Annotated in this window: 25 protein-coding genes; 13 read left to right on the top strand and 12 right to left on the bottom strand. The window is 73.9% G+C overall.

Translation table 11 applies throughout. The annotated features are described in order from the left end of the window. Window positions 1–5 precede the first annotated feature (5 nt). Complete coding sequence (gene glgA, locus Q8R60_09355; protein ID MDP3712677.1) at window positions 6–1151, top strand: glycogen synthase; 1146 nt, start codon at window positions 6–8, stop codon at window positions 1149–1151. Here glgA and Q8R60_09350 read toward each other — a convergent pair. Together Q8R60_09350 and Q8R60_09345 are read right to left on the bottom strand one after the other, a co-directional pair. After that, window positions 1133–1870 carry a dienelactone hydrolase family protein gene (locus tag Q8R60_09350; protein MDP3712676.1) on the bottom strand — a complete coding sequence of 246 codons (738 nt, stop codon included), beginning with the start codon at window positions 1868–1870 and terminating at the stop codon, window positions 1133–1135. The genes glgA and Q8R60_09350 overlap by 19 nt on opposite strands. Next, window positions 1867–2769, bottom strand: a complete 903-nt coding sequence (locus Q8R60_09345; GenBank protein ID MDP3712675.1) for an alpha/beta hydrolase — start codon at window positions 2767–2769, stop codon at window positions 1867–1869. Before Q8R60_09345 ends, Q8R60_09350 begins: the two co-directional genes overlap by 4 nt. A 92-nt stretch (window positions 2770–2861) precedes the next feature. Between Q8R60_09345 and Q8R60_09340 the strand changes: the two genes are divergently transcribed. Then, window positions 2862–3035 (top strand): hypothetical protein, encoded by a 174-nt coding sequence (locus Q8R60_09340; protein MDP3712674.1) that lies wholly within the window; start codon window positions 2862–2864, stop codon window positions 3033–3035. Between the two features lie 3 nt (window positions 3036–3038). Here the strand turns inward: Q8R60_09340 and Q8R60_09335 are convergent, their stop codons facing one another. Both Q8R60_09335 and Q8R60_09330 read right to left on the bottom strand, forming a co-directional pair. Further along, window positions 3039–3260, bottom strand: a complete 222-nt coding sequence (locus Q8R60_09335; protein MDP3712673.1) for a hypothetical protein — start codon at window positions 3258–3260, stop codon at window positions 3039–3041. A 151-nt stretch (window positions 3261–3411) separates the two neighbouring features. Further along, window positions 3412–4215: an inositol monophosphatase family protein gene (locus tag Q8R60_09330; protein MDP3712672.1), complete on the bottom strand. Its 804-nt coding sequence runs from the start codon at window positions 4213–4215 to the stop codon at window positions 3412–3414. 126 nt (window positions 4216–4341) lie between these two features. On the opposite strand from Q8R60_09330, the gene Q8R60_09325 reads away from it, so the two are divergent. The 3 genes from Q8R60_09325 to Q8R60_09315 are packed head-to-tail and all read left to right on the top strand — an operon-like array spanning window position 4342 to window position 7473. Then, window positions 4342–5535, top strand: a complete 1194-nt coding sequence (locus Q8R60_09325; protein ID MDP3712671.1) for an acyl-CoA dehydrogenase family protein — start codon at window positions 4342–4344, stop codon at window positions 5533–5535. 7 nt (window positions 5536–5542) lie between these two features. Continuing rightward, on the top strand, window positions 5543–6694 hold the full coding sequence (locus Q8R60_09320) for an acyl-CoA dehydrogenase family protein (GenBank protein MDP3712670.1): 1152 nt from the start codon (window positions 5543–5545) through the stop codon (window positions 6692–6694). Then, window positions 6691–7473 (top strand): SDR family NAD(P)-dependent oxidoreductase, encoded by a 783-nt coding sequence (locus tag Q8R60_09315; GenBank protein MDP3712669.1) that lies wholly within the window; start codon window positions 6691–6693, stop codon window positions 7471–7473. Before Q8R60_09320 ends, Q8R60_09315 begins: the two co-directional genes overlap by 4 nt. 144 nt (window positions 7474–7617) lie before the next feature. Here Q8R60_09315 and Q8R60_09310 read toward each other — a convergent pair whose 3' ends face one another. Next, window positions 7618–8793, bottom strand: coding sequence for an alpha-hydroxy-acid oxidizing protein (locus Q8R60_09310; protein MDP3712668.1), 1176 nt, complete (start codon window positions 8791–8793; stop codon window positions 7618–7620). Between the two features lie 82 nt (window positions 8794–8875). Between Q8R60_09310 and Q8R60_09305 the strand changes: the two genes are divergently transcribed. Further along, window positions 8876–9976, top strand: coding sequence for a prolyl oligopeptidase family serine peptidase (locus Q8R60_09305; protein ID MDP3712667.1), 1101 nt, complete (start codon window positions 8876–8878; stop codon window positions 9974–9976). 35 nt (window positions 9977–10011) lie between these two features. Further along, complete coding sequence (locus tag Q8R60_09300) at window positions 10012–10962, top strand: patatin-like phospholipase family protein (GenBank protein ID MDP3712666.1); 951 nt, start codon at window positions 10012–10014, stop codon at window positions 10960–10962. A 1-nt stretch (window position 10963) separates the two neighbouring features. Here the strand turns inward: Q8R60_09300 and Q8R60_09295 are convergent, their stop codons facing one another. After that, window positions 10964–11983, bottom strand: a complete 1020-nt coding sequence (locus Q8R60_09295) for a helix-turn-helix transcriptional regulator (GenBank protein MDP3712665.1) — start codon at window positions 11981–11983, stop codon at window positions 10964–10966. A gap of 90 nt (window positions 11984–12073) precedes the next feature. Here Q8R60_09295 and Q8R60_09290 point away from each other — a divergent pair, with 90 nt between their 5' ends. After that, the gene (locus Q8R60_09290; protein MDP3712664.1) at window positions 12074–12361 is read left to right on the top strand and encodes a hypothetical protein; all 288 of its coding nucleotides are present in this window, start codon (window positions 12074–12076) and stop codon (window positions 12359–12361) included. On the opposite strand, the gene Q8R60_09285 is transcribed toward Q8R60_09290, so the two are convergent. Then, window positions 12355–13449 carry a lytic transglycosylase domain-containing protein gene (locus tag Q8R60_09285; GenBank protein MDP3712663.1) on the bottom strand — a complete coding sequence of 365 codons (1095 nt, stop codon included), beginning with the start codon at window positions 13447–13449 and terminating at the stop codon, window positions 12355–12357. The two genes, Q8R60_09290 and Q8R60_09285, sit on opposite strands and share 7 nt — an antisense overlap. 79 nt (window positions 13450–13528) lie before the next feature. On the opposite strand from Q8R60_09285, the gene Q8R60_09280 reads away from it, so the two are divergent. Together Q8R60_09280 and Q8R60_09275 are read left to right on the top strand one after the other, a co-directional pair. Further along, window positions 13529–15262 carry an acyclic terpene utilization AtuA family protein gene (locus Q8R60_09280; GenBank protein MDP3712662.1) on the top strand — a complete coding sequence of 578 codons (1734 nt, stop codon included), beginning with the start codon at window positions 13529–13531 and terminating at the stop codon, window positions 15260–15262. Further along, the gene (locus Q8R60_09275) at window positions 15259–16371 is read left to right on the top strand and encodes a geranylgeranyl reductase family protein (GenBank protein ID MDP3712661.1); all 1113 of its coding nucleotides are present in this window, start codon (window positions 15259–15261) and stop codon (window positions 16369–16371) included. The genes Q8R60_09280 and Q8R60_09275 overlap by 4 nt, the downstream gene beginning before the upstream one ends. Before the next feature lie 108 nt (window positions 16372–16479). Here the strand turns inward: Q8R60_09275 and Q8R60_09270 are convergent, their stop codons facing one another. After that, on the bottom strand, window positions 16480–17118 hold the full coding sequence (locus Q8R60_09270; GenBank protein MDP3712660.1) for a TRIC cation channel family protein: 639 nt from the start codon (window positions 17116–17118) through the stop codon (window positions 16480–16482). Further along, window positions 17115–18311: a CoA transferase gene (locus Q8R60_09265; protein MDP3712659.1), complete on the bottom strand. Its 1197-nt coding sequence runs from the start codon at window positions 18309–18311 to the stop codon at window positions 17115–17117. The genes Q8R60_09270 and Q8R60_09265 overlap by 4 nt, the downstream gene beginning before the upstream one ends. Before the next feature lie 48 nt (window positions 18312–18359). On the opposite strand from Q8R60_09265, the gene Q8R60_09260 reads away from it, so the two are divergent. Then, complete coding sequence (locus Q8R60_09260; protein ID MDP3712658.1) at window positions 18360–18563, top strand: hypothetical protein; 204 nt, start codon at window positions 18360–18362, stop codon at window positions 18561–18563. A 72-nt stretch (window positions 18564–18635) separates the two neighbouring features. Here the strand turns inward: Q8R60_09260 and Q8R60_09255 are convergent, their stop codons facing one another. Continuing rightward, complete coding sequence (locus Q8R60_09255; protein ID MDP3712657.1) at window positions 18636–19406, bottom strand: ABC transporter ATP-binding protein; 771 nt, start codon at window positions 19404–19406, stop codon at window positions 18636–18638. A gap of 52 nt (window positions 19407–19458) precedes the next feature. Between Q8R60_09255 and Q8R60_09250 the strand changes: the two genes are divergently transcribed. Then, window positions 19459–20295 (top strand): enoyl-CoA hydratase-related protein, encoded by an 837-nt coding sequence (locus tag Q8R60_09250; GenBank protein MDP3712656.1) that lies wholly within the window; start codon window positions 19459–19461, stop codon window positions 20293–20295. Here Q8R60_09250 and Q8R60_09245 read toward each other — a convergent pair whose 3' ends face one another. Together Q8R60_09245 and Q8R60_09240 are read right to left on the bottom strand one after the other, a co-directional pair. Next, the gene (locus Q8R60_09245; protein ID MDP3712655.1) at window positions 20296–20712 is read right to left on the bottom strand and encodes a cyclic nucleotide-binding domain-containing protein; all 417 of its coding nucleotides are present in this window, start codon (window positions 20710–20712) and stop codon (window positions 20296–20298) included. 69 nt (window positions 20713–20781) lie between these two features. Then, complete coding sequence (locus Q8R60_09240; GenBank protein ID MDP3712654.1) at window positions 20782–21045, bottom strand: hypothetical protein; 264 nt, start codon at window positions 21043–21045, stop codon at window positions 20782–20784. A 92-nt stretch (window positions 21046–21137) separates the two neighbouring features. Here Q8R60_09240 and Q8R60_09235 point away from each other — a divergent pair. After that, on the top strand, window positions 21138–22686 hold a 1549-nt coding region (locus Q8R60_09235; protein MDP3712653.1), incomplete at its 3' end, for a metallophosphoesterase family protein.

The raw sequence follows: 22686 nt of genomic DNA, 5'->3' as shown, positions 1-22686 counted from the left end.
GAACCATGCGAGTCGGTCTGATCACGCGCGAGTGGCCACCTGAGGTCTACGGCGGAGCGGGGGTCCATGTCGAGCACCTGGCCGCCCAGCTGAGGGCGCTGGTCGACGTCGACGTCCACTGCTTCGGGGGCCCGCGGGCCGACGCGACGGCCCACGGCAGCGACCCGGGGCTCGACGGCGCCAACGCGGCGCTGCAGGTCCTGTCGACCGACCTGCGGGTCGCGGCGGCCCTCGGCGGCTGCGACGTGCTGCACAGCCACACCTGGTACGCCGACCTGGCGGGCCACCTCGGTGGGCTGCTGCACGGCGTCCCGCACGTCGTGACGACGCACTCGCTCGAGCCGCACCGGCCGTGGAAGGCCGAGCAGCTCGGGGGCGGCTACGCCGTGTCGTCGTGGGCCGAGTCGGTCGCGGTGCACGCGGCGGACGCCGTCATCGCGGTGTCGCAGGGGATGCGTCGCGACGTCCTCGACGCCTACCCCCGGCTCGACCCGGACCGGGTGCACGTCGTCTACAACGGCATCGACCCGGTGGCCTACTCCCCCGTCGGGGCGACTGACGTGCTGGAGCGCCACGGCGTGGACCCGGCAGTCCCCTACGCCGTCTTCGTCGGTCGCATCACCCGGCAGAAGGGGCTCGCGCACCTGCTGCGCGCGGCCGCGGACCTGCCCGGCCAGCTGGTGCTGTGCGCCGGGGCCCCGGACACCCCGGAGATCGCCGCGGAGACCGACGCCCTGGTCGCCGCGCTGCGTGAGCGCCGCGACGGCGTGGTGCTCCTCAGCGAGATGCTCCCCAAGGCCGACGTCGCGCAGCTGCTGTCGCACGCGACCGTCTTCGCGTGCCCGTCGGTCTACGAGCCGCTCGGCATCGTCAACCTCGAGGCGATGGCCTGCGGCACGGCGGTCGTTGCCTCCGACGTCGGCGGCATCCCCGAGGTCGTCGACGACGGCGTCACCGGGCTGCTCGTCCACTACGACGCCGACGACACCGCAGCCTTCGAGGCGGCCCTGACCCGCGCCCTGACGGAGTTGCTCGAGGACCCCTCTCGGGCGGCCGCCATGGGTGCCGCCGGCCGTGCCCGCGCCGTCGAGAGCTTCGGGTGGCGCGCGATCGCCGAGCAGACCGTGGAGGTCTACCGCTCGGTGCTCTGATCGAGCCGCTCGTGGAAGAAGGCGAGGACCGCCTCGACCGCGCTGTCCTGCCGGTGCATCGTGACGACTGAGTGCTTGCGCCCCTCGAACTCCACCGCCCGGAAGCGGTCGCCGAGCTCGGCGCGCAAGGTGTCGAAGCGGGTGCCGACGGCCTTGTCGCCGGTGTAGCGCAGACCCAGCACCGGGCAGTCGGTGCGCGCCTTCACAGCCGCGAGGTCCTCCGGCGAGAGGTTGACGTCGGCCGCCAGCTTCCTGCCGACGGGGAAGGGCAGCGACGGCTGGCTGAGCACCGGAGCGACGGTGTGCTCCTCGACCATCATCGCCAGCGCGAAGCCGCCGGAGAAGCACATGCCGAGCGCGCCGACACCGGGGCCGCCGAGCTCGCCGTGGAGCTGCTTGGCCAGCGCCCGCAGCCAGACCGCGATCCGCGAGGTCTGCCCCGAGGCCAGCGTCGCGAACTCCCTGCTGACGCAGACGGTCCGAAGCGACGACAGGGTGTTGAGCAGCGTGGTCGCCTCACCCGGCGTGCCGGTCAGCGACGGCATGACGACGGTGAAGCCGCTGTCGACGACCTCCTCGGCGAACCCCTTCACCAGCGGGGTGATCCCGGGGATCTCGTGGATGACGACGACGCCCGGCCCGCTGCCGCGACGGTAGGTCGGGTAGGTGGTGCCCCCGTCGGTGAAGGACCCGAGGTCCCAGCCGGCCAGCTCCGTCACGACAACAACCCCCTGAACGCGTCGCGCGACGCGACGACTGCCCTCTCCGCCCCGGGGATGTCCGGGGCGAACGCCTCGTAGCCGTGCACCTGCCCGTCCGCGACGACGACCGTCACGGCGACACTCGCGTCGCGGAGCCTCTCGGCGTAGGCCAGGCCCTCGTCGCGCAGCGGGTCATGCGAGGCCACCGTCACCACCGCCGGCGCCACGCCCGCGACGTCATCGGCCTCGAGAGGCGACAGGTCGGGATCGGTGCGGTCGGCACCGGGGGGCAGGTAGCAGGAGGAGAAGAAACGCATCGTGTCGCGGTCGAGCAGCAGGCCGACACCGTTCTCGTCGTACGACGGGAAGTGCCTGGCCTGGCTCGTCGCCGGGTAGACGAGGAGCTGTCCCGAGAGCGCGATGCCGGCGTCACGGGCCCGGCGAGCGCAGACCGCGGCGAGATTGCCGCCCGCACTGTCGCCGGCCACCGCGACCCGGTCGTGGGTGGCGGTCAGCTCCAGCAGGGCAGCCCACGCGTCGTCGACCGCCGCCGGCCACGGGTGCTCCGGAGCGAGCCGGTAGTCGAGCGCCACGACGACCGCGCCGAGGTCGGCTGCGAGCCGGCGGATGTCGACCTCGTAGCTGGCGAGGCTGCCGACGACCCAGCCGCCGCCGTGCAGGTGCAGCACGACCGGGAAGGGGCCGTCACCGAGCGGGGTCGCGGTGACCGCCGGCCGGCCGGCGACGGTGCCGTGCTCGTAGGACGCGAGCTCGGGCAGCACCGCCCGCCTGCGCCGGATGCCGGCGACGAGCTCCGTCTGCTCGCGGGCCGCCACAGCACCCACCTCGGCGAACGGCGCGAGGCCGAAGGCGGCGGTCCGGTCCAGCAGCCGCTGGACGAGCGGGTCGAGGCTCATCCGCGCAACGTAGCGGGCAGGGTGCACGCCTCGTTCGGCGGGCGCTGCTACTTTTCCGCGCCACGACCAGCCCCTCACCCCTTGGAGCACCGGTGCGCGTGACCCGCGTCCTGTCCCTCACCCTCGCCACTGTGGCCGCGACGGTGGCGCTCGCCCCCGCCGCGATGGCCGCACCCGAGCCCTGCGTGACGGTCTACGACCCCTTCAACCCCGGCTACGCGGCCCCGACCTGCCCCGTCAGCGTGGTGCGCGACCTGCTGCCGTAGTCCTCAGCGGGGATGCGGGATGCCGTACCGCATCACCAGCAGGTGCTGCTCCGCGGCCTCGAGCTCGACGAGCATGCCGCGCTGCGCACTGCTGAGCAGGTCCATCGCGATGGCGCCGCTCGGCAGCAGGTCGTAGACGCCGCGGCGCGCCGCGGCGTAGGCCTCGGTGACGCGCGTCTGCGCGGCATGGGTGGGGTCGGACGGGTCGCTCTCGGCGCTGCTCACGGGTCCCCCTGGGGGCAAGGTCAAGGCCGCCCTCGGGTCGTCTGACCCAGCTGTGCGGTGCTCTGTCTCGGTATACCCCCGGCCCAGCCTGCCGAAGTGCGATCCCCCCGACCAACTGCGGGCCCCCGCCTCGGTCGGGTCGACGGTCAGGTCAGAAGGGCGCGCGGTCCGCGTCGCCAGCGACCAGCAGGTCGTGCAGCGCGGCATGCACCCCGGGGGTCGCGGCGAGGACCAGGTCGTAGCCCGCGTCCCGCCCCCGCAGGCCCGTGACGAGCGCGCCGGCCTCCGTCGCGACCAGTCCCCCGGCCGAGAGGTCCCAGGGCGAGAGCCCCTGCTCGTAGTAGGCGTCGAGCCGCCCCGCGGCGACCGAGCAGAGGTCGAGGGCACCGGCCCCCGCCCGCCGGATGTCGCGGACCGCGGGCAGCAGCGTCGGCAGCAGCGCGGACTGCGCGGCGCGGCGGCGGGCGTCGTAGCCGAAGCCTGTCCCGACGAGGGCCTGGTCGAGCGAGGTGCACGCGGTGACCCGCAGCGACCGGCCGTTGAGGGTCGACCCCGACCCGAGGACCGCCTGCCACAGCTCGTCCTTCGCGGGGTCGAAGACGACACCGACCGTGCGCACTCCCGCGACCTCGACGCCGATCGAGACCGCCCACTGCGGGATGCCGTAGAGGTAGTTGACCGTGCCGTCGATCGGGTCGACGACCCACCGCACCCCGGTGGTCCCGTCGGTGGCGGCCCCCTCCTCCCCCAGCAGCCCGTCGTCGGGCCGGGCCGCGCGGATCCCGTCCACGAGCAGCCGCTCGACCGCCTTGTCGGCGGCGGTGACGACGTCGGTCGGCGAGGACTTCGTCTCGTCGACCTCGATGCCCTCGCGCATCCGCAGCGCGAGGGCACCGGCCTCGCGGGCGAGGTCGGTGGCGAGGTCGAGCAGGGCGTCGCGGTCCGGTGTGGTCACGGGCCGATCCTCGCCCAGGACGTCGTCGCCGCGGGCACGACCCCGGCGTACGCCCCTCGTGTGGCGCCAGGCACACTCCCTCTAGTAGAACGTGGTTCGGTTTCCCTGCCGAGAGGACGCACACCCGTGGACCTGCACTTCAGCGAGGCGGATGAGGACTTCCGCCGTGAGCTGCGCTCGTGGCTCGACACCCACCTCCCCCAGGAGATGCGCGAGCCCGCCTTCTGGCGCGACCTCTCCGACGACGAGCAGTTCGAGACGCGTCGCACCTGGGAGCAGGGCAAGGCCAAGGCCGGCTTCTGCGGCATCCAGTGGCCGGTGGAGTTCGGCGGTCGCGGCGGCACGCCGACGATGAAGGCGATCTACGACGAGGAGATGGCCAAGGCCAACGCTCCCCGCACCGTCAACCCGCTCGGCCTGGCCTTCCTCGGCCCGACCGTGATGGCGATCGGCACCGACGAGCAGAAGCGCGACATCATCAAGCCGCTGCTGCACTGCGAGACGATCTGGTGCCAGGGCTTCTCCGAGCCGGGCGCAGGCTCCGACCTCGCGGCGCTGCAGATGAAGGCCGAGCCGCAGGGCGACCACTACGTCCTCAACGGCCAGAAGATCTGGACCACCAACGCCATGCACGGCGACAAGGTCTTCACCCTCGCCCGCACGAGCAGCCCCGAGGGCGGCAAGCGCCACGCGGGCATCTCGATGCTGCTCGTCGACATGCACCAGCCCGGTGTCGAGGCGCGCCCGCTCGCGCAGATGACCGGCGAGGCGGAGTTCGGCGAGGTCTTCTTCACCGACGCGCTGTGCCCCGTCGAGGAGATCCTCGGCGGCGAGGGCAACGGCTGGGCGACCGCGATGCTGCTGCTGTCGTTCGAGCGCGGCTCCTCCGCGATCGGGCAGTACACCGAGTTCAAGCACCAGTGGGACCAGGTCGTCGAGCTGGCCGGCACGCTCGACCGCGACGGCAGCAAGGCGGCCAAGGACCCGGTCCTGCGCCAGCAGCTCGCCGCGGCGCTGGTCGAGCTCGAGTGCCTGAAGTACCACTCGTGGCACGTCCTCACCCAGACCCAGCAGGGCAAGGACCTCGGCTTCGAGGCGTCGATGACCAAGATCATGTGGTCGGAGACGTTCCGCCGGGTGTCCGACGCCTACGAGGCGGTGCTCGGCCAGGGCTTCCAGGTCCCGGACCCGCAGCCCGACCTGTCCCTGCAGGAGCTGACGACCATGGCCATGTGGTCGCGCAGCTGCACGATCTGGGGCGGTTCCCAGCAGGTCCAGCGCAACGTCGTCGCCGAGCGCGTGCTCGGCCTCCCCCGCTAGGAGTCTCGTGAAGTTCCAGCTCACCGACGAGCAGCGCGCCCTGCAGGACGCTGTCCGCAGCTACCTGCGGGACCGCTTCGGCCCGGCCCAGGTCAGGGCGTTGTACGACGCACCCGAGTCCGACGGCGTGCCCGCGGACCTCTGGAAGGCGATCGGGGAGCAGGGGTGGCTCGCCGTCCTCGTCCCGGAGGAGCACGACGGCATCGGCCTCGGCCTGCTCGACGCCTCCGTCATCGCGCGGGCCTTCGGGGCCGGCACGGTGCCCGGTCCGTGGCTGTCGACGGTCCTGCTCGGCGAGGCCCTGCGCCTGGCCGGCAGCGACGCGCAGAAGAAGGCCCACCTGCCCGGCATCGCCGCGGGCGAGGTGAAGGCGGCCGTCGCGCTGCTCTCCCCCGGCTCGTCCCCGTCGCCGGCCGGCGCGCCTGTCACCGCGGGCGCGACGCTGTCGGGTCGGCTCGAGCTGGTCGAGCACGCGGGCGTCGCCGACGTCCTGCTCGTCGCGGCCACCGACGGCAGCCTCTACCTCGTCGACCCTGCCTCGGCCGGCGTCACCGTCACCGCCCACGAGACGCTCGACCGCACCAGCCGGCTGTCGTCGATCGTCCTCGACGGTGCATCCGGCGAGCGGCTCGAGGGCTCCTCCCCCGAGGTGCTGCAGGAGCTGCTCGACCGGGCCGCGGTACTCACCGCCAACGACCTCGTCGGCATCGCCCGCAAGGCCGTCATGGACACCGTGGAGTACGACAAGACCCGCGTGCAGTTCGGCAAGCCGGTCGGGTCCTTCCAGGCCATCAAGCACGACCTGGCCGACCTGCACATCGCCGTGACCTTCGCCGAGCACGCCGCGACCTACGCCGCGCACGCGCTCGACAGCGGGCGCCCCGACGCACGGGTCGCGGTCTCCATCGCGAAGTCCAAGGCGAGCGACACTGCCGGCGACGCGGTCGGCGCGATGATCCAGTACCACGGCGGCATCGGCTACACCTGGGAGCACGACAGCCACATCTACTTCAAGCGCGCCAAGCGCCTGCAGTACGCCTACGGCGACGCCTCCCAGCACCGCGAGCGCATCGCCGCGCTGCTCGTCGACGGGCCGCACCCGACCCACGACGGTGCGACGGGCCACGAGTCGGCCGGCATGGCGTCGGGCGTCGCGTGAGCCTGCGGGCCCTCATCACCGGTGGTGGCTCCGGCTTCGGCGAGGAGGTCGCCCGCCAGCTCGTCCGGCGCGGTGACAGCTGCGTCCTCGTCGACGTCGACGCCGCGCGCGGTCAGGCGGTGGCCGACGAGCTCGGCCAGCACTTCCTGCACGCCGACGTGTCGTCGTACGACGAGGTGCTCGCCACGACAGCCCGCGCGGAGGACATCCTCGGTGGCCTCGACGTCGCCTTCCTCAACGCCGGGATCTCGACCGGCTTCGGCCTGGGTGACGACTTCGACGTCGAGCGCTACCGCAAGGCCAACGGCGTCAACCTCGACGGGGTCGTCTTCGGGATGCACGCCGCGATCCCGGCGCTGCGGCGCGCCGGCGGGGGCTCCATCGTCGCGACCGCGTCGATGGCGGGCCTGACCGGCGTGCCGTTCGACCCGGTCTACGGCGCCAACAAGCACGCCGTCGTCGGGCTGGTGCGCGCCATGGGACAGGCGCTCGCGCACGAGGGGATCCGGGTCAACGCCTTCTGCCCGGGCTTCGCCGAGACGCGGATCATCACCGACATCAAGGAGCACCTCGTCGGCAGCGGGGTCCCGATCATCCCGGTCGACAAGGCCGGCCGCTCGGTGCTCGAGATCATCGACTCCGGCGAGACCGGGCAGGCCTGGCTGCTGCAGGCCGGGCACGACGTGACCGTCTACCGCTTCCGCGGGATCCCGGGGCCGAAGGCCGAGGACGGCTCCCCGGCCGGTGCCCTCGACCCCACCGCCGTCCCGACCCTCTGAGCCCGAGGCCGCTCCCATGATCATCAGGTGGTTTGCACGCAACTCGCCGGCGTGTCCCGTGCAGACCACCTGACGATCACGGGCAGTACGACGACCGCGCCGACTTGTCCACCACCGTCGTCACCCGGCCTCGCCACAAGGGCCCTAGGTCCGCGCGAGCGAGGAGCTCGACAGCTCGGCCAGCGCGGCGTGACCCGACAGGCCCGCCTGCAGGTCGAGGTCGGCCAGCAGGCACCGCAGCACGTGGCGCACGCCCTCCTCGCCGGCCAGCGCCAAGCCGTGGACGAAGGGCCGCCCGAGCAGCACCGCGGCGGCGCCGAGCGCCAGCGCCTTGACCACGTCGGCACCCGACCGGACCCCGCTGTCGAAGAGCACCGGCAGGTCACCGGCCGCCTCGACCAGTGCGGGCAGCACGTCGAGCGACCCGACCGCGCCGTCGACCTGCCGCCCCCCGTGGTTGCTGCACACGACGGCCTGCACCCCCGCGTCCTGCGCCCGGCGTACGTCGTCGGGGTGCTGGACCCCCTTGAGCACCACGGGCATCGACGTCTGCGCGCGCAGCCAGGCGAGGTCGTCCCAGGTCAGCGCGGGGTTGTTGAAGAGCCCGACGAACTTCAGCACGGCCGCCCCCGTGTCGCCCTCGGGGAGGTCGCGCTGGAAGACCGGGTCGGTGAGGTAGTTGGCGATGCCGATCGACTGCAGGAAGGGCAGGTACGCCGCGTCGAGGTCGCGCGGCCGCCAGCCCAGCTGCCAGGTGTCAAGCGTCAGCACGAGCGCCTCGTAGCCCGCGGCCTCGGCCCGCAGGACGAACGACGCGGCAAGGTCGCGATCGGCCGGCCAGTAGAGCTGGTACCAGCGATGCGCGTCAGGGGCCTGCGCCGCGATCTCCTCCATCGGGTACGACGCCGCGGTGCTGGCGCACATCGTCAGCCCGAGCGAGGCTGCCGCGCGGGCGACCGCGAGCTCTCCATCGGGGTGCACGATGGACAGGACGCCGACCGGCGCGAGCAGCACCGGCGCGGCCATCGGGGTGCCGAGCAGCGTGGTCGTGAGGTCTCGCTTGGCGGGGATGCCGCGCAGCATCCGCGGCACGATGCGCCACCGGTCGAAGGCCTCGCGGTTGGCCCGCATCGTCTCCTCGCCACCGGCCCCGCCGTAGACGTATCCGACGGCCTCGGGCGTCATCACCTCACGGGCCGCGGCCTCGACCTCGCGCCACCCGAAGGGGAGCGTCGGCTGCTCGCCGAACAGGCCCTTGAGGTAGACCTCGTTCTGGAACTCGGCGAAGGCGCTGGGCTGGTCGGTCGGCTGGTCGGTCACCCCTGCTTCCTACCGCACGGCAGGAGTCGGCGGCACCGTGGCGAAACCTCACGGCAACCCAGTGCTCACCCGGAGGTCCCCCATGCGCCTGCTCCCGATCGCCCTCGCCGCCGTCGTCGTCGCGGCGACCCCTTCCTTCGCGGACCACGACCGAGGGAAGGGCCGTGGCCACCAGGGGCCCAAGCCCGCCCGGCCCGCCGCCGTCGACCCCTGCAAGGGAGACCCCGGCGCGGTGCGCTCGCTCCGTCTCACGGTCAAGGGCCAGCCGGCCGACGCGCGCTACGCGGTCCCCCGCGGCACCCCGCGCGGCATCGTCGTGTTCGACCACGGCTACAGCCACACCATGCGCAGCTGGGACCGCCACATGTCGCGGATCGCGGCGCAGCTCGGCGTCATCGCCGTGACCCCCGACTACCGCGGTCAGCGCAACGACCTGTCGGCCAAGCCGCTCCCCACCAGCCGGGGTTGGCGTGTCCAGGAGGGCGCCGAGGACAGCATCGCCGTCGCCCAGCACTTCGAGCGCGTCTGCACACCCACCGGGATCAACGTCATCTACGGCGTGAGCATGGGCGGCAACACGAGCGGCCTGGTGCTCGCCGCGCAGCCGAAGGACCTGAAGGGCAAGCCGCTGTTCGACTACTGGGTCGACGTCGAGGGCGCGGCCAACGTCACCGAGACCTACCTCGTGGCGCGTCAGCTCGCCCTGGTCAACACCTTCGCCGCCAACGCCGTTGCCGACATCGAGGAGGCCTTCGGCGGCAGCCTCGAGGAGGTGCCCGACGTCTACGCCGAGCGCACCGTGGTCAACCGCGTCGACGACATCGCCGCCAGCGGGGTGAAGGGCGTCGTCATGGTCCACGGCGTCGCCGACGGCCTCGTCACCCACGACGAGAGCCGCCAGCTCCAGGCGCTGCTGCTGGCCGAAGGCGTGCCGGTCGACATGACGGCGTTCGTGACGCGCTCGAGCGGCAGCGAGGCGGGCACGACGATCGACGGCTACGCCCCCACCGGTCAGCAGTCGCCCTTCGCCGGGCATGCCAGCGAGGCGAGCGAGACCCACGACGTGGGCAACGCAGGCTTCGCGGCCCTGGCGAAGATCTACGAGACCGGCAAGGTCACCTGCGGCGAGCGAGTCGTCGACGGCACGGTGCCGGTGTCGCCGTACGCCTCCTTGCCCTGCTGAGCGTCGAACGCCCGAAGACGGGTAATGATCACGCCGTGCGTATCGGACTCGTGCTCGGCGCCGGCGGTCTCGTCGGTCAGGCGTTCCACCTCGGCGTGCTCACCGCACTCCACGAGCAGGGCTTCGACTCCCGCGACGCCGACGTGCTCGTCGGCAGCTCGGCCGGCTCGCTCGTCGCGGCCGGCCTCGCGGGCGGGCTGTCCGCTCCCGACCTCGCCGCCGAGCTGCTCGGGGAGGCGCTGTCCGACGAGGGCCGTCGCCTCCGGTCCACCCGCCAGACGTCGGTCTCCCGACTCCCGATCGAGGCCGTCGCGGCGAGCCGCAGGCCGCTCGCCCCTGGCGCGCTGCTGTCGGCGGCCCGTCGCCCCTGGGCGGTGCGGCCCGCGTCCGTGGTGAGCAGCCTGCTGCCCGCCGGCCGCATCGACACCGAGCCGATCGCCCGCGGGGTGCGCCACCTGCACGGCGACCACTGGCCCGACCGGGACCTGCGGCTGTGCGTCGTGCGGGCCCGCGACGCCCGCCGCATCGTGCTCGGCACCCCGGGCGCACCGCCGGTCGACGTCGGCACAGCGGTCGCGGCGTCGTGCGCGATCCCGGCGTACTTCTCGCCCGTGCGCTTCGGGGGCGAGACCTGGGTCGACGGCGGGATGCACTCCCCCTCCAACGCCGACGTCCTCGTCCACGACCGGCTCGACCTGGTCGTCGTCGTCAGCCCGATGTCGGTCGCCCGCCCTGTCCGCCGGCGGGTCGGCCGGCCGCCGGTCGACCTGGGCGTCCGGATGGCGATCCGCCAGGTGCTCGCCCTCGAGGTGCGTCGGCTGCGCCGGGCCGGCTCACGCGTCGTGGTCCTCCAGCCCGGACGCGCCGACCTCGAGGTGATGGGCGTCAACCCGATGCGGATAACCCACCTCGACGAGGTGGTCCACCGAGCCACCGCGTCGACGCGAACCCGCCTCGCCGTTCAGCCCGGGCTGCTCGCGGGCTGAGTCACGCCCCCAGTGCGCGGGCGAGGAGCGCGCGGCGGCTACGGACACCGCTCTTGTCAAAGACCGCCTTGAGGTGGTCCTGGACGGTGTGCTCCGACAGCACCATGCGCGCAGCCACCTCCCGGGTGTCGCAGCCCTCGACGAGGTGACCCACCAGCTCGCCCTCGCGGTCCGACAGGCCGGTCGCTCGCACGAAGACCTCCAGCCGCTCCGCACCCGTCGCGGGTGACAGGACGACCGCGATGTCCGACCCCAGCCGCGTCGCGCGCGCCGTGATCCATCGACCCTCGCCGACACCGAGCCGTGCGCTGGCCGCCCCGACGTCGACCCCGGCCTCCAGGGCGAGCAGCTGCGCGGCGGCGTTGTAGGCGACGGCGGGGACAGGCGCTGCACCAGGCGGCACCGGGAGCAGCCGTCGCAGCAGGGCCTCGGTCTGCGGCGTCTGCGCCCGGACGTCCAGCTGATCGTCGAGGACGAGCACCACGGGCGCGGCCGCGCTGTCAGTCGGTCCGTCGAACGCAGTCGCCACAAGCCGCCGCAGCGCGGCCGTCAGGACGGGGGCGACCTCGGTCAGCAGAGCCGCGTCGTGTGGGTCGAACGGCGCGGTCGGGGCGCAGCGCCACAGCTCGAGGAACCCCCAGGTGCCCCACCTGTCCTGCAGCACGACCGAGGCTGCATCGACGACCCCGTGGCTGCGCAGGACCTCCCGCCACACATCGCTCTGAGCCAGGTCGCCCCCGGTCGCGTCGTGCAGGCGCGCGACGGCACCCCGCAGGCCTGTCCAGCGGTTGACGGGAGAGAGGTACTTCCAGCGCACCTGCGCAGGCAGTTCGGAGAACCACGGCACCACCGCCACCGGCGAGGTTCCGACGGCTGTGACGGGATCGGTCAGCAGCCAGGCCCACGCGTCGAGCCGCAGCTCCGGGACGAGGAGGTCGAGGACGGCCACCCGCAGCGCGCGCTCGTCCACCGCGTCACGGCACAGTCGCTCGACGGCGCGGACGACGGCACGCTGCGGCACGCAGCGGACCCTACGGCTGCGCGAGGGCAGACGACGATCCCACCCTTCTGGGATGGTCACGACACGAGCCGCTGCCTACCGTCGCCAGACATGACCGCAACCCTGCACATCCAGCACGCCATCACCGGGTACGCCGAGTGGCGCACCGCCTTCGACCGCTTCGAGGGGGCGCGCGAGGGCGCAGGAGTGCGAGCCCAGCGCATCGCTCAACCGGTCGACGACCCGAGGTGGGTCGTTGTCGACCTGGACTTCGACGACGCCGCGGCAGCGACCGCCTTCCTCGGCTTCCTGCGCGAGGCCGTGTGGGCCTCGCGCGACGCCTCGCCGGCGCTGGCCGGTGAGCCCGACGCACGCGTCCTGGTGCCTGCCGGTCAGTAGCGCTCGGCCGTCGCCAGGACCTTGCGGACGTACCAGTCGGCGTGGTTGTAGGCGAACAGCGCGTCGTAGAGCCCGTCAGGCCCCTGACCGCCACCGTTGCGGCACAGGTAGAGCGCGGCAGCGGGCACCGCGTCGTAGGGGCTCATGACGTCCGCCCGGCGGTCACCGTCACCGTCGACGCCGTACGCCGCCCAGGTGGCCGGCAGGAACTGCATCGGTCCGAGGGCGCCCGCCGACGACGGTCCGTTGTTGCGGCCGTGGCCGGACTCGACCTCTCCGACCGCGGAGAGGACCTGCCACGGCAGGCCCGGGCAGAGCGCCGCGGAGCGCTGGTAGAGCTCGCGGTAGCTCGACGGGCGGCTGCGCGAGGCGCGCACCGGCTCGGGTCGCAGCACGTCGACGCGGGCGTCGGCGCCGACGACCCGGCGCACGTCTCGGACCAGCCCGGTGACGCGTCGGGAGGGGGCGTCGAGGACGACGGCGCTGTCGCGCACGACCCCGAGCGCGCGGGTCGAGCGGCGGTCAGTCACGAGGTCGACGCCGGGGAGCCCGAGGGCTGCGACACCGCCGATGCGCTCACGCACTGTGGTGCGCCCGGCGAGCCCGACCTCCCCGCCGAGCGACAGCCCGCGGGCGCGCAGCGCGGAGTAGGACGCGACGACCTCACCGCGGGCGACGGCCTGCCACAGCGGGTCCGACGTCGCGGTCTCCCGGGGGGTGAACTGGCGCAGCTGGGACGGGTCGACGCCGAGGACCCGGGCGCCACGGCCGGCGAGCTGGACGGTGCCGATGTCGGCGACGGTGAGGCCTCGGACCCCGGTGATCGCACGCAGCCGGGCGGCCTGGGCGGCGGTCAAGGGGCGCACGACGGTGACGACGAGGTCAGGGGTCCGCAGGGTCCGCAGCGGAGCCACCGAGGGGGCGAGGGGGACCGCCGAGGGGGCGACCTGCGCCTCGGCCGCCACCTCCATCGGAGGCTGGACGGCGAGGCTCGAGGGGACGGTGGTGACGGGCAGGCCGCGGGTCGCGGTCACCACACCACCGCAGGCGGTGAGAGCCAGGCCCAGCGCGACGACACGAGCCCGCACGCGCTGCACCTCCGTCTCGTCGACCGCCTGGGTGCAGCCGATCCGTTTGCCCTACCCACTCGTCTGCTATCCACACGGGGTGGACGTCTTGCGCATCGCGAACTGCTCCGGCTTCTACGGCGACCGGCTGTCCGCGCTCTCGGAGGTGGTCAACGACGGGCCGGTCGATGTGGTGACGGGTGACTACCTGGCGGAGCTGACCATGCTCATCCTGTGGCGCTCGCGCCTCAAGGACCCCGCGAAGGGCTACGCGACGACTTTCCTGCGCCAGCTCGAGGGCGTCCTCGGCACCGTGGCGGACCGGGGCACCCGCGTCGTCGTCAACGCCGGAGGGCTCGCCCCGGCCGCGTGCGCCGACGCGGTGCGCGCGCTCGCGGAGCGCCTCGGCGTACCTCTGGCCGTGTCGCACGTCGAGGGCGACGACGTCCTCGAGCGCCTCGCGGAGCTCGACCTGCAGGCGATGGACGCCGTCACGCTCGACGGCCGGCAGGCCCTCACGGCCAACACCTACCTCGGCGCCTGGGGCATCGCGACAGCGCTCGACGCGGGCGCCCAGGTCGTCGTCACCGGGCGCGTCACCGACGCCTCGCTGGTCGTCGGGCCCGCGGCCTCGCACTTCGGCTGGGCGCGCGACGACTGGGACCGCCTCGCCGGCGCGGTCGTCATCGGCCACGTCCTGGAGTGCGGCACCCAGGCCACCGGCGGCAACTACTCCTTCGTCACCGAGGAGGTCGCGCAGCCGCTGCGGATGGGCTTCCCCGTCGCGGAGGTCGCCGCCGACGGCAGCGCGGTCGTCACCAAGCACCCCGGCACCGGCGGGGCCGTCACGGTCGGCACCGTCACCGCCCAACTGCTCTACGAGATCTCCTCCCCCCTCTACGCCGGACCCGACGTGGTCACCGACTTCTCGACGATCGCGGTCACCGACGACGGGCCCGACCGGGTCCGCCTCAGCGGGGTCCGCGGCCAGCCCCCGACCGGTGCGCTGAAGGTCTGCGTCAACGCCCTCGGGGGTTTCCGCAACCGGATGGACCTCGTCCTCACCGGCCTCGACGTGGAGGCCAAGGCTGAGCTCGCGATGGCCGGCCTGCGCGATGCCCTCCCGGTGGCGCCCGCCGTCCTGGAGCACCGGCTCGTGCGGCTGGATCGCGAGGACGCGCCCACCAACGAGCAGGCCGTCGCGCTGCTGCGGGTCAGCGCGAAGGACCCGTCTGCGGACCCGGTCGGCCGGGCCTTCTCCTCTGCCGCCGTCGAGCTCGCGCTCGGCAGCTACCCCGGCTTCACGCTCACCGCCCCGCCCGGCGACGCGCAGCCCTACGGCGTCTACGTCCCGCTGCTCGTGCCCGCCTCGCACGCGCCCCTGGTCGAGCACGTCGTGGTCCACCACGACGGCCGCCGCGAGCTGGTCGCACACACCCCGGGGCGTACGACGACAACCACCTCCTCCCCCGCGCCCGCACCCGTCGCCGCGGGCGGCCCGACCCGGCGGGTGCCGCTCGGGACAGTCGTCGGCGCGCGGTCCGGTGACAAGGGCGGCAACGCCAACATCGGGCTCTGGGCCCGCACCGACGCCGCCGCGGACTGGCTGCTCGGCTGGCTCGACGAGGCCCAGCTGCGGGTGCTCCTGCCCGAGGCCGACGGGCTCGCGGTCCAGGTCTTCGCGCTGCCGAACCTGCGCGCCGTCAACGTGGTGGTCCACGGGCTGCTCGGCGAGGGCGTCGCATCCTCAACCCGGTTCGACCCGCAGGCCAAGGGGCTCGGGGAGTACCTCCGGTCCCGTCACGTCGACGTCCCCGTGCACCTCCTCCCGTGAGGGACGTCTGGGACGTCGTCGTGATCGGCTCCGGACCGGCAGGGGCAGCGGCCGCCCGCGCCGCCGCCGAGGCCGGTGCCCGCACGCTGCTGCTCGAGCGGGCCGCGCTCCCCCGCTACAAGCGCTGCGGTGGCGGCCTCATCGGGGTGTCGCAGCAGGTGCTCGCCGCCACCGGTGTCGACGTCACGGCGCTGTCGCGCGACCACGTCGGCAGGGTCACCTTCACGTCCCGCGGCCGGCGCCGCTTCACCCGCTCCACCGAGGCGTTCCTGCCGATGGTGCTGCGCTCCGAGATGGACGCCGCGCTGGTGGACGCCGCCGTGACCGCCGGCGCCACGGTCCGCACCGGGGTGCTCGTCGGGGCGCTGGCGGAGGCCGACGGCGTCATCACGCTCGGCACCTCGACCGGCCCGGTGTGGGCGCGCGCGGTCGTCGGCGCCGATGGCTCGAGCAGCCGCGCCGCGGCCTACGTCGGGGTCGTCTGCGACCAGGTCGACCTCGGCATGGAGGCGGAGCTGCCGACCCCGCCCGGCTCCGACTGGGACGGCCACGTGCTGCTCGACTGGGGACCGGTCCCCGGCTCCTACGGCTGGGTCTTCCCCAAGGGCGACACCCTCACCGTCGGCGTCATCGGCGCGCGCGAGCACGGCGACGCCGTCCGCGACTACTACCGGTCCTTCGTCGCCTCCCTCGGGCTCGACCTCGCTTCCGCGGTGCACGACGGCGGCCACCTCACCCGGGTCCGCGCCGACGACTCCCCCGTCCGGCGCGGCGCCGTCCTCGTCGCCGGCGACGCCGCGGGCCTGCTCGAGCCGTGGACCCGCGAGGGCATCTCCTTCGCGCTGCGCAGCGGGGCGCTCGCCGGCACCGCCGCGGCGACCGACCCCACGTCGTACGACGCTGCCGTCCTCGCCCAGCTGGGCCCGGAGGTGATGGCGGGCCGGGTCGCACTGCGGGTCTTCACGAAGCGCCCCGGTGCGGTGCACCTCGTGATGCGCTGGCTGCCGGGGATGTGGGAGCTGTTCGTCCGGCTCGTGTCTGGCCGGACGACGCTCGAGGAGCAGCTGCGGTCCCGACGCGTGCGCGTCCTCGTCCGCCTCCTCGGCTGACCCGCCCCGCCCCGCCCCCGCCACGCCAGTCGCCCCCGCCCCCACCCCCCGGCTGATCTTCGCCCCGTTGCGATGCGCCACGCTCGGCGCCCCGCAAGAAGGCGAAGATCAGCCGGGGAGGGGCGAGTCGCCGTGGCGGCGGGCGACGGGCGCGTGCCAGTCCCTGGCCACCGCGAGCATCCGCAGCGCGAAGACGAGCACCGCGGCGACCGCCGTCGAGGGCCCGTCCGGCGCCCCCGTCCCGTCGGCGAGGCAGACCACCGCGGCACCGAGCAGGGCGGGCACGGCGTAGACCTCCCGGCGCAGCACCAGCGGCACGTCGGCGACGAGCACGTCGCGGACCACCCCGCCGCCGATGCCGGTGAGGCAGCCCACCGCGACGGCCGGCACCGCACCGAGCCCGGCGTCGAGCGCCTTAGAGGTGCCCGACGCGACGAACAGCCCGAGCCCCGCCGCGTCGAACAGCCGCACCGCGCCGGCCAGCCGCTCGACGTGACGGCTGCCGAAGAAGACGACCACGCCCCCGACGACAGCGGCCAGCAGGTAGCGGTCGTCGCGCAGCGCGGCGGGCGGCACCCCGATGAGCAGGTCGCGGGCGACCCCACCGCCCAGCGCCGCGACGACCCCGAGGACGAGCACGCCGAAGACGTCGAGGCGGCGCTGCACCCCCACCAGCGCGCCCGACAGCGCGAAGACGAAGACGCCCAGCAGGTCGAGCACGAGCAGCAACGTCGACTGGCCGGTCACGGCCCGAACTCCGCGCGCACGGCCGGGCCGTGCTCGTCGAGCAGCGGCGCTGCGGGACGCACGGTCGGGTCGTCGTAGGCCGAGGCCTTCACCGGGTTGCCGGGCACCGGCAGGCCGCCCGCGTCGACGACCATCCGCCGGACCTTCACCTGCTCCGACGACATCGACTCCGCGACGTCGGCGATCGGCCCGCACGGCACCCCGACGAGGTCGAGCTCGGCCAGCCAGTGCTCCGCCGGGTGCTCCCGCAGCCGCGCCTCGAGCGCGGCCTTCATGGGCGCTCGGTGCTCGTGGCGGGCCGCATTGGTCGCGTAGCGAGGGTCGACAGCCAGAGCGGGTACGCCGAGGGCGGCCGCTAGCGCGGCGAACTGCGCGTCGTTGGCCGCACAGACCGTGATGTCGCGGTCGGCGCAGGCGAAGGTGTCGAACGGCGCGATCGCGAAGTGGGCGTTGCCGATCCGCCCCGGGTCCTGCCCGGTCGCCAGGTAGGAGAGCGCCGCGCCCTCAAGCAGGCTCACCGTCGCGTCGTACATCGCGATGTCGAGGTGGGTGCCGCGGCCGGTGCGGGCCGTGCCGAGCAGCGCGCTGGTGATCGCGCCGAAGGCGTAGAGGCCCGCGGAGAGGTCCGCGACCGGGATGCCGGGCTTGACCGGCGGGCCGTCGGGCGGGCCGGTGATGCCCATGATCCCGCTCATGCCCTGCACGACCGCGTCGTAGGCCGGGCGCTGCGACCACGGGCCGGTGTGGCCGAAGCCCGAGATCGAGCAGTAGACGACCCGGGGGTTGACCGCCGCGACGGCCTCGTGACCCAGGCCGAGCCGGTCCATGACGCCTGGGCGGTAGTTCTCGACCACGACGTCGGCCGCCGCGACCAGCCCGCGGGCGACGTCGAGGTCGACCGGGTCCTTGAGGTCGAGCGCGACCGACTCCTTGCCGCGGTTGACCCGCGCGAAGTAGAGCGACCGGCCCGCGAGGAAGGGGCCGTAGGTCCGCGAGTCGTCGCCCGTGCCGGGGCGCTCGACCTTGACGACGCGGGCCCCGAGGTCGGCCAGCATCATCGTCGCGAACGGACCGGCCAGGACCCGGCTGAAGTCGGCCACGAGCAGGCCGTGCAACGGCCCTGCAGCACGGGCGGCACCGTCTGTGACAGGAGTGACGGATGGGACATCACGGTTGGGCGACACACCGCACATCCTCCCCCGGTGGGGAACGTGTCGGAGCATTGTGGTGTTGTGACAGACGTGACCAGCACCGTGACCCCTGCCCTGACCCCGACTCTGACCGCTGCCGACCGCTGCGACCGCTGCGGTGCCCAGGCCTACGTCCGCGCTGTCCTCGCCTCCGGTGACCTGCTGTTCTGCGCCCACCACGCCAAGCAGCACGAGGACAAGGTCCGCGCCGCTGCCGTCGAGTGGGTCGACGAGACCGCGACGATCCCGGCCTGATCCCGGCCTCTCCCGCTTCACCCTGACAGCCGCTGTCCCCTCGGGACGGCGGCTGTCCGCGTCCCGCCCGGCTCAGGCCAGGACGGCGCGGGCCGTGTAGCGCTCGTCGCGGGCCTCCACGACGAGCGGCAGCCCGAACGCCTGCGACAGCAGCGGGCCGGTGAGGACCTGCCCGACAGGGCCCTGCGCGACGACCCGCCCGCGTGACAGCAGCAGGGCGTGGGTGGTCCCGACGGGGACCTCCTCGACGTGGTGGGTGACGAGCACGGTCGGCGCCGCCCCCGGGTCCGAGCCGAGCCGGGTGAGCAGCCGCAGCAGCGCCTCGCGGGCGCCGAGGTCGAGCCCGGCAGCCGGCTCGTCGAGCAGCAGCAGCTCCGGGTCGGCCATCAGCGCGCGGGCCAGCAGCACCCGCTTGCGCTCACCCTCCGACAGCGAGCCGAACCGGCGGTCGGTGAAGGCCCGCAACCCCACCCGCCCGAGCAGGTCGACGGCGCGGGACGTGTCGGCGTCGTCGTACGCCTCGCGCCACCTCCCGACGACCCCCCAGGAGGCGGTCACGACGACGTCGACCGCGCGCTCGTGCGGGGGGACACGGTCGGCGAGCAGCGCGCTCGACAGGCCGACCCGGGTGCGCAGCTCGCCGAGGTCGACCTCGCCGAAGCGCTCGCCGAGCAGCGTGACGCTGCCGCGGCTCGGGAACAGCGAGGCGCTCGCGACCTGCAGCAGGGTGCTCTTGCCGGCACCGTTGGGGCCGAGGACGACCCAGCGCTCACCCTCGGACACCCGCCAGTCGACATCGGCGAGCAGCGTCGCGCCCTCACGGACAACGGCGACCCCGGACATCGTCAGCACAGCCACCTGTCGACCGTAGACCGCCCTGCGGCAGGATCGACGGATGCCCCACCGCTGCTTCGACGTCACGATCACCGACAACGTCGCCCACGTCGTGCTCTCCCGCCCGGACGAGCTCAACACGATGACGGCCGACTTCTACCGCGAGCTGCCCGAGATCGTCACCGGTCTGTCGCGACGGGCGGAGGCCCGGGCCGTCGTGCTGTCGAGCACCGGTCGGCACTTCAGCGCCGGGATGGACCTGTCTGTCTTCACCGGAGCCGACCGCGGTCGCGGCGGCGCCGAGACAGGGCGGGCCAACGCCGCGCTGCTGTCGACGGTCCGCCACCTGCAGCACGCCTTCAGCGCCCTCGAGCAGGCCCGCGTGCCCGTGATCGTGGCCTGCCAGGGCGGCGTCATCGGCGGCGCGGTCGACCTCGTGACGGCGTGCGACGTCCGCTACGCGAGCGCCGACGCGTTCTTCTGCGTCATGGAGACCAACCTCGGCATGACCGCCGACCTCGGCACCCTGCAGCGCCTCGGCAAGGTCGTCCCGGAGGGCTTCGCCCGCGAGATGGCCTACACCGGCCGGCGGGTGCCGGCGCAGCGCGCCTACGAGGCCGGGCTCGTGCAGCAGGTCTTCGCCGACCACGAGGCGCTCGTCGAGGGGGCCCTGGCCACCGCGCGCGAGATCGCCGCGCAGTCCCCGCTCGCGGTGTGGGGCACGAAGGTCGCGATGAACTTCGCCCGCGACCACTCCGTCGAGGACGGCCTGCAGCAGATCGGCTTCTGGCAGACCGGCATGTTCCAGCCCTCGGACATGGCGGAGGCGTTCACCGCCAAGGCCGAGGGCCGGGCGCCGGTCTACCCGGACCTGCTGCCCGAGGACGACGCGCTGTAGCTACTCCGCGCCGCGCAGGCGGCGGGTGAGGCTGACGAGCAGCTTGCGGTCCAGCGACGGGACCTGGTCGACCAGCGCGCGGAACTCGCGGCTCGCGACGAGCAGCGCCCGCACCGGGGTCTTCGCGACGACGCTGGCGTTGCGCGGCTTGCCGTCGAGCAGCGCCATCTCGCCGACGTGGTCGCCGGGGCCGAGCGAGGCGATGACCTGGCCGTCGATGATGACGTCGACCTCGCCCGCCAGGATGACGATGAACTCGTAGCCGACGGAACCCTGCTTGATGAGGACCTCGAGCGGGTCGTAGCCCACCCACTCCGCCACCCGGTCGACGTGCCCGAGCTCGTCCTTGGTCCACCCGTCGAAGAACGGGATCTCGGCGAGCTTGTCGTAGGAGTGCTTGCGGGAGAGCAGGCTCATCGGTGGGGGCCCTTCAGTCGGTGAGGTGTGCCCGCACTCTGCTGCCCGACCGCGCAGTCCGTCTGTCGGCTAGGCGACAGGCCAGTGCTTGCTCCGGGTGAGCCGGTCCACCTCCTGCTCGAGCGCCGCGACCCGGTCCTGCAGATCCTCGACGAGGGGTACGACGACAGCGGCGTAGCTGCGGCGCGCGTAGCGGAGCCGCGCCTGCCGGCCCTCCTCCCCCGGGGCGTCCATCCGGCGCACGGCCCGCAGCTGCAGGGCGGCCAGGGCCGCGAAGACCGCGACCACGGTGAGGACGGACAGCAGAATCACCCAGGGCTCGACGTCGTCCATGCGCGAGAGGCTAGCCAGGGCGGGCGGCCCGTCCACCTCCCGGCTACGACGGGTCCGCCCACGAGACACCTCGGGCGGGCAGACTGCGACGCGTGTGCGACAGCCTCCTGACCCGCCGCCAGCTCGCCCGCTACGGCGCGCTGGTGGCCGCGACCTTCCCCGCCGGCGGGGTCCTGCTCTCGCAGCGCGCCTCCGCGGCCGCTCCGGCCGTGCCGATGCACCTCGAGCTCGTCACGGTCACCGACACCGAAGCGGTCATCACGTGGTTCACCGGTGACGTCACCGCGCCGGACTCCTTCGGGCGGCCGGCTCCCGTCGCCGCCCCGGGCCGGGTCCTGCTCGGAACCACCCCCGACCCGACGACCTGGGTCGAGGTGGGTGCCCACGAGCCCACGCCGTACCACTACGTCGAGATCGCAGGACTCAAGCCGGGTACGACGTACTACTGGCGCGCCGAGTCCGGTGGCATCCCGGCCGTGCCGACGACGATCCCCAACCAGGGCTTCCCGCGGGCCGAGCCACCGCTGGCCGCGCCGCCCTCGTTCACCACGCTCGTGCCGCCGCCCGGCAGGGAGGTCGGGCGGGTTGCGTGGCTGAACGACCTGCACTTCGGGGAGTCGGTCAGCGGGCTCGTCACGTCCGAGGCCGGCGGGCTGCCGCCCGGCTTCGCGGCCGACCCCGACGACCCCTACTGGCGCTTCATGGCCCGTGCGGCTGTCGCCGAGGCGAGGGCCCGCGGCTGCACGCTGCTGCTCGCCAACGGCGACGTCACCGCGGAGGCACGGCCGGCCGAGGTGCTCGAGGCCCGGGCGACCCTCGACACCTTCGGGGCGCTCGCGGGTGCCGGGCACGTCGCGCCCGGCGACGCCCCGGCGTACTTCGTCACCCGGGGCAACCACGACCGCTTCCACGCGGGCGCCGAGTGGCAGGGCTGCAGCGGTTCGGAGGCCAAGGACTGCTTCGGTGACGCCTTCGCGGGCGGCTACGTGCCGGGCTCGACGCACTTCGCGGTGACGGTCGGCACCGACCGGGCGCGCTACCGCTTCGTGGGGCTCGACAGCAACGACGCGACCGAGACGGGGGTGCTGCGCCAGGGGGAGCTCGACTTCCTCGAGGCCGAGCTCGCCCGCGGAGAGGCGACCATCCCGCTGTTCCACCACCCGGCCAGCGACTTCGGCGCGGTCAACGCCGTGCCGCCGGTGGCGAGCGACCTCGACAGCGCCGACGCGGCCGCCTTCCGGGCGCTGCTCGCCGGGCGCGACAACGTCGCCGCGGTCTACGCCGGCCACACCCACCGCAACACCCGGTCGACGTCGAGCACGACCGGCACCGTGCCGTTCTTCGAGGGCGGCGCGGTCAAGGAGTACCCCGGCGGCTACACCGTCGTGCGGCTCTACGAGACCGGCTACCTCGTGAGCTTCTGGAAGACCGCTGCGCCGGAGTGCCGGGCCTGGTCGGAGCGCTCGCGCGGGGAGTACCTCGGGCTCTACCCGTACTACACGCTCGGGTCGCTCGGCGACCGCAACTGGCGCTACGACATCGACGCCCGCCGGGTCTCGCGCCCGGGCGTCACCCCGCCGGGCCGCCCGCCCGCACCCGCCCCGGCTCCCGCGCCCGCGCCGGGCTCGCTGCCGTCGACCG

It is taken from the genome of Mycobacteriales bacterium (genome assembly GCA_030697205.1).
Classification (GTDB): domain Bacteria; phylum Actinomycetota; class Actinomycetes; order Mycobacteriales; family SCTD01; genus JAUYQP01.
Note: the sequence above shows the minus strand (reverse complement) of the source record. Positions and strands in the feature narration are given on the sequence as shown.